At 39.6% G+C, this 6,415-nt stretch carries 4 protein-coding genes and 5 tRNA genes; 6 read left to right on the top strand and 3 right to left on the bottom strand.

The genetic code is table 11. The features are described 5' to 3' along the window. The first annotated feature begins 950 nt into the window (after positions 1 to 950). From H5203_RS19385 to H5203_RS19360, 6 genes are all read left to right on the top strand, one after another. Positions 951 to 1,026 (top strand) — tRNA-Ala (locus tag H5203_RS19385). Positions 1,027 to 1,065: 39 nt separating this feature from the next. Then, a tRNA-Glu gene (locus tag H5203_RS19380) sits at positions 1,066 to 1,141 on the top strand. Between the two features lie 144 nt (positions 1,142 to 1,285). Further along, positions 1,286 to 1,361, top strand: a tRNA-Glu gene (locus H5203_RS19375). 90 nt (positions 1,362 to 1,451) lie between these two features. Further along, positions 1,452 to 1,527 (top strand) — tRNA-Glu (locus H5203_RS19370). Positions 1,528 to 1,796: 269 nt separating this feature from the next. Then, positions 1,797 to 1,872, top strand: a tRNA-Glu gene (locus H5203_RS19365). Positions 1,873 to 2,203: 331 nt separating this feature from the next. Beyond that, entirely contained in the window at positions 2,204 to 2,470 is a 267-nt protein-coding gene (locus H5203_RS19360) for a DksA/TraR family C4-type zinc finger protein (protein ID WP_145240701.1), read from the top strand. Between the two features lie 90 nt (positions 2,471 to 2,560). On the opposite strand, the gene gloA is transcribed toward H5203_RS19360, so the two are convergent. From gloA to H5203_RS19345, 3 genes are all read right to left on the bottom strand, one after another. Beyond that, positions 2,561 to 2,962, bottom strand: coding sequence for a lactoylglutathione lyase (gloA, locus tag H5203_RS19355; protein ID WP_145240703.1), 402 nt, complete (start codon positions 2,960 to 2,962; stop codon positions 2,561 to 2,563). A 53-nt stretch (positions 2,963 to 3,015) separates the two neighbouring features. Continuing rightward, positions 3,016 to 4,047: a serine hydrolase gene (locus H5203_RS19350; RefSeq protein WP_145240705.1), complete on the bottom strand. Its 1,032-nt coding sequence runs from the start codon at positions 4,045 to 4,047 to the stop codon at positions 3,016 to 3,018. 234 nt (positions 4,048 to 4,281) lie between these two features. After that, positions 4,282 to 6,192: an aminotransferase class V-fold PLP-dependent enzyme gene (locus tag H5203_RS19345; protein ID WP_145240707.1), complete on the bottom strand. Its 1,911-nt coding sequence runs from the start codon at positions 6,190 to 6,192 to the stop codon at positions 4,282 to 4,284. Positions 6,193 to 6,415: the final 223 nt, after the last annotated feature.

The raw sequence follows: 6,415 nt of genomic DNA, 5'->3' as shown, positions 1-6,415 counted from the left end.
ATACTGGACTTGAACCAGTGACCCTCGCCTTGTAAGGGCGATGCTCTCCCAACTGAGCTAATCACCCACATATAAATTAAAACGCTACTATTAAAATAAATAGTACTGGACTTTAACCAGTGAACCTCGCCGTTACTTGTAAATAGCGGTGATGCTCTCTTTTCTTAGAACTGAGCTAATCACCCACATCTAAACAACAACTCATTGCTGCGTTGTTGTGGGGCGCTATTATAGATAGAGTTGTAAATGTGTCAACACTTGAATGAGGAAAAATGTTTTAGATGCAGGTTTTATAATCAATGAAGTAAGATTGAGATTGTTTTATAGCCAATTTACTTACATTCAATCTATATGTGCAATCAATTTACTCATTATTTAATGCAATACTTTAATAGCTAGTGGTGCCTGTTAGTCAAAAGCGGATTTGTTTTTTAATCATGAGGGAGGAAGGTTATAGTCAATCGCATTGAAAAATCCAAATACCGTTAGTTAAATACGATTGATATAAAACACCGACTGTAACTAATGGAGCCTCTGTGATCATATAAATAACTGACAATAGAGTAGGGGCGTTGCAGTTAATTGCTAGTATGTTCATCTTAAATTCGTTTTACTTGGTGATGAAAACGTTGTTGTGAAAAACAAGAAAAGACTCCGACTTTATTTTGCATATAAATGTATACCTTATTGTTTTGATGTTTTAGAATATATTTCACCTCAGTTAATCTAGATTGTGCGCCTTTCAGTCCTAATTTTTGTTTTGAAACAGCTCCCTTGCATGTATTTTGAGCGCCGCGGTTTATTCATTATTCAGTTTGTTGAAAATTAAACCGTTTAAAGAAAGTTACTGAAAAAAATGTTGACATTATTTTGGTGGCTGCATAGAATGCGCCCCGCACTCAGCGATACACAGCACGGTTTAACTGCGCAAGTGTTTAGCAAAATAAATTGGGGCTATAGCTCAGCTGGGAGAGCGCTTCGCTGGCAGTGAAGAGGTCTGCGGTTCGATCCCGCATAGCTCCACCAATTTATTAAAGTGTTTGTCCTAGGGTAGCAGTTTTCTGTGTCCCCATCGTCTAGAGGCCTAGGACACCGCCCTTTCACGGCGGTAACAGGGGTTCGAATCCCCTTGGGGACGCCACTTAACTTTTATAAGTTAAAGGCGGGTTAACCGAGAAAATAGCGAACAAATTAAGCTCGAGTCTTAATTTGTATTAATCGCAATTACCTTAAAAACTCATGATGTGAGTCTAACTAATCAATTGTCCTAGTGATACATTTATGTGTCCCCATCGTCTAGAGGCCTAGGACACCGCCCTTTCACGGCGGTAACAGGGGTTCGAATCCCCTTGGGGACGCCACTTACTATTTCTATAGTAGGTGTAGTGTTATTAAGATAGCTCGCCTGAAACGAGTTAAACCATTCAGTTGTCCTAGTGACACATTTATGTGTCCCCATCGTCTAGAGGCCTAGGACACCGCCCTTTCACGGCGGTAACAGGGGTTCGAATCCCCTTGGGGACGCCACTTACTTATTTTAAGTAATGTATAAAGCAGTGTGACACCGCACTCTCTATGCACGACGTTAACAAGAGTACTAATCTCTTGGGGCGCCACTTACTTATTTTAAATAGGGAAGTGCAGTGTTATTAAGCAGCTCGCCTGAAACGAGTTAAACCATTCAGTTGTCCTAGTGACACAGAAAATGTTTCTGAGAAGATAATGCCATTCGCCTCGCAGGCTCGGCTCATCTTACGCAGAAATAGCAAATCAGTGATTTGCAAACCAATTTCTGCGTCCCCATCGTCTAGAGGCCTAGGACACCGCCCTTTCACGGCGGTAACAGGGGTTCGAATCCCCTTGGGGACGCCATTTACTTTTTTTAAGTAATGTGCAAGGAAGTGTGACACCGCACTCTCTATACACAACGTTAACAAGAGTACTAATCTCTTGGGACGAAACTTACTATTTATTAGTAAGATGGCTTTTATTAAAAAGCCAGTAACATCAATTTAACTGCATTTCTATAGTTACTTCAGAATTATTCATCCAAGTTAAAATCTAAAATCTAAAATCTAAAAATTAAATATTTTATATAATAATTCCTAAATTTTATTAGTATCTTTCCCTTTCTTTTATTCAGCTTAAATAAACTTCATCTATGTTAGCGTACATATAAACGTCCAAATAAATAGGAGGTTATATGGCAAGTGGATGGGCACGAGAGGGTGCAATTCAAGATCAAATTGATGCCAGCGTTAATGATGCTGTGCAATATGCTAGAAGTAATTTAGTTTCTGGAGCTAGTGCCGAGCTATGTGAAGAATGTGATGAACCAATACTACAAGCACGAAGGCTCGCGTTACCTGGTGTGAAGTATTGTGTAAGTTGCCAAGCTGAACTAGAAGGTAAAGGCACGCTTTCTAAAGGGTTTAACCGACGTGGCAGTAAAGACAGTCAATTACGATAAAAAGGTGCATACAGCACCTTTTTTAATATCGTATCAGAGTTGAGCTTAAATAAATAAAAAGCGGATTAGCAAACCTATTACATATATTTGCTAAAATTTACTCATATTTTCTTTCTTCTGAATTAATTCAATTGAGTAGCCATCTGGATCTTTTACAAAAGCAATTTCTGTTGTGCCGCCTTTAACAGGTCCTGGCTCACGGCTAACATTACCGCCAGCGGCCTTGATATCAGCACAGGCTTTATAGATATCATCAAATTCAATGGCGATATGACCATAGGCATTGCCTAAATCATAGCTGTCGGTATCCCAGTTATAGGTCAGCTCAAGTACTGCTGTGTCTTTTTCATCGCCATAGCCTACGAAGGCTAGGGTATAGCGATACTCTTCGTTATCAGCACGGCGTAACTCTTTCATGCCGAGTACTTGAGTATAAAACGCAATTGATTTATCTAGATCAGCAACCCGTAACATGGTGTGTAATAAACGCATTTAAATCCTCTTTAAAATTCACATAAATTTTTGATAACGCAGCTACTCTGTAACTACTGCTGCGCTGTTAAAATATCAATAATCCGATTATAAATTATTTCTGTGAGCAACACAGTATCATTGCCATTAGTATTTATAAACTGCACAACGACTGTATCGATATCTTTATAATAACGAGCAATGCTTGAATACCCTAATACCCAACCTGTGTGCTCATATTTATAGAGTGATGCGTACAAAGCCTGCTCTTGTTCACTAAAAAATGTGCCATTATTTAATGCCACAATAAAGTCGCCCACATCTTGTGCTGTTGCCACATACCCTTGATCGAGTGCTTTAAAGTCATTCTCATAACCTACGTAGTAACCACTCATCAAATCTACTAAATTGATTTCATGTACAGATGAAAACGTATGCGTTAGGCCCAGTGGCGTTAAAATTACATCTTTAATATATTGGTTATGATCATAACCCAGCACGTTAGACATAATTTTTCGCAGCAACAAATAATTGGTATTAGAATAGCCATAGTCAGCATCAGGGCTAAAATCAGCGGGTTTATCGAGTACTAATGCAAGTGGGTCAGGGTAGGTGATTGACCAATCGAAATGATCAGTGTCTGTGTAATTGGGTATGCCACTTCTGTGCTTTACCATCATTCGTAGTGTTATCTTATCTGCATTTTCAATGCGTCCAATTAACGATGGAAGATAATCAGCCAGTGTTTTATCCACATCAATTAGTCCAGCGGCTGAAAGTTTTGTTAAGGCTGATGCATCATACAGCTTACGGATACTGCCAATCTTAAACAAAGCAGTAGCATAAGCGGGGATTTTTTGATCTCGATTATGCCAACCGTTTGCAAAATATTCAGGTTGCTGTCCTTGTCTATGAATATACACAATAATGCCATCGACTCCTTGTTCAATAGCCTCTTGTGTTTGTTCTTTGATCGTCGCCGGTAGCGGTTGCAAGTAATATAAAGCAAATTTCCAAGGGGCAAAAAAGTATATGCTCATGATGGTGACAATAAATGCAGCAATGCGCATTAAAGTAAGCGTTTTTTTGTTCTTAACTAGCATTATTACGCATCCGCTTCATTTATTTTTGTAGTGTCAGGGTCAGTTCTTTAATCTACTATACTTCGTATTATTTACTCTGTCTTATCTTTAAATTCTGACGTGATATTACCTAATACTAACATGAGCTTAGCACACCAAGTTCTATTAAAGTGGCCTAGAATTATAACGCACTAAACAGCAATATCGTGTGACATTGCTGTTTAGTTATAAGGAGTTCGACTGTATTAAAGTATATTTTTACTTTTGAACTTTGCCCTTAAGAACATAGATTTCACCATCAAAACTCCCTTGAATCGTCAAACCTTGTCCTGCTAACTCTTTAAGGTACTCTATATGTTCCTCTGTAATATGCTGTCCCGGCACCAAAAGAGGAATGCCTGGCGGATAGGGGGTGACTAAACCGGCACAAATACGGTTGTTACTTTTACCGATAGGCACAGATTCGCGCTCGCCATAAAAGGCATCGCTTGGAATACACGCTAAGTCTATGGCTGGTAGATTCTCAGGCAAGCGAGATCGTCGCGTCGATTTTGACAACTTCACTTTACCGCTGTCGAGTTTTTTGAGCGCATTGTAAAGACGAATTATTTTTGAGCGTGTGCCGCCAAGCGTCAGTAATACTAAGATGGTGCTGTGAGTGTACTTCTCTATTTCTAGGCCAATTTCATCCAGCAGGTATTTATGAATATCCTTTAATGAATAAGGTAATTCGCTAATATCGATGAGAATTTTTAGCGGATCGTGACCCATGTTATCACCACTAAAGTGCGGAAATATTTCCATAAAGTCTTGTTTACCTAGCACTTTAATTTGCTTGAGTGAAGCCATCTGTTGTTTAAATTCTTCCACATGGTTCAACAAAGCATTGAGTAACTTATAGCCTTCCATCTCTAACTGCTTTTGGCACACGTCAAGCGATGCGATAAGCTGATATTTTGGCGATGTACTGGCGTAAATACTGTAAATCTCGCGAAAGAAATCAGCATCGAAATCGGGATCGTTAACATGAATATAAGACGCCTGAGAAAACGCCGATACCACTTTATGTGCTGAATGGGTGACGTAGTCAGCGCCAGCATGAATGGCGGAATAGTATCGTAGGCTTGGATGAAACAGGGAGTAAGCAAACCACGCTTCGTCAATAAATACTTTAATACCATGTTGATGGGCAAACTCTACCACCTGTTTCAGATCGCTCAGTAGGCCATCGTAAGTACAACCCGTGAGGACTAGCAATTTCGCATCGGTATTTTGTTCTATCGCCTGTTTAATGTCGGCCAACGACGGCGGCGCGAAGATGCCATATTTTGGATTTAAAATACTCGACAAATAAACAGGTAAACTCGCTGATTGTAAAATGCCATAGTGCACAGATTTATGACAATTGCGGTCGATAATCACTTTATCGCCCTTGCGCAGCAATGTCTGCAAGATGATTTTATTTGAGGTAGACGATCCATTGGTAACGAAATAGGTATGCTTAACCTCAAACGTCGCCGCTGCTGACTCTTGCGCACGGCCAATTGTATTGGTGCTATCTGACAATGAACCTAAAGAGTCCACTGAAACCGACAGATCGCCAACGAACACATTACGACCATAAAACTGATAAAAATCTTTGATATAAGGGGAATTTCTAAAGCTAGAGCCACCGCTGTGTCCCGGTGTATGCCAAGAGTCGTTCGCTTCGCCAACATAACGGCGATACGCCGTCCAAAATGGGGTTTCTGAGCGGTCATCGAAATCGTTGATCATATAGCCTAAAATTGCTTCAGGATCAGAAATCACCTCATCTTTAAAGAAGAAAGACTCAATCTCCTCCGACTCATTAACTATTTCTAGCCCTTTCGTATCATCACCAATAACATAAACAGGCAACTCAAGGCGGATCCCCTTTAACTGCTCGATAAAGCGACTATAAGTGCGTTCGCCAACCTTATTTTGCAAATCCCAGCTAAGCACTACGGCCTGAATATCGCCATCTTCCTCTACAATGTCCAATGCTTGTTTTAGCTCAAGACGCTCAATAATATCGATATGAATATCATCTCGCTCAAAATTTGGGATGGTTTTCGACAGATTAGTAGAAAGCTCTTGCAAGGTGGCGGGGTCTTGCTCAATTAACAAGATACGAAGTATAGGTAACATAAGAATTCTCGCAATAAAATTTCATAATGCTCAACAGCATAACTAAAGGATTGACGCTTGTGAAATTAATACTTTGAAAATGTTCTAAAAATTACGCCAAATCACGAATAAACAGATTTTATTTAAATTGATTTATAAGGTATGGAAAATGAAAGGTGCCAAAGTTAGGCACCTACTTTAATAAACAGAAAAAAAGACTGGAATGCGAATTAATCACTGAGCT

It is taken from the genome of Pseudoalteromonas sp. SG41-1, from assembly GCF_014164575.1.
Classification (GTDB): domain Bacteria; phylum Pseudomonadota; class Gammaproteobacteria; order Enterobacterales; family Alteromonadaceae; genus Pseudoalteromonas; species Pseudoalteromonas rhizosphaerae.
This window is presented reverse-complemented; position numbering and strand designations above follow the sequence as displayed.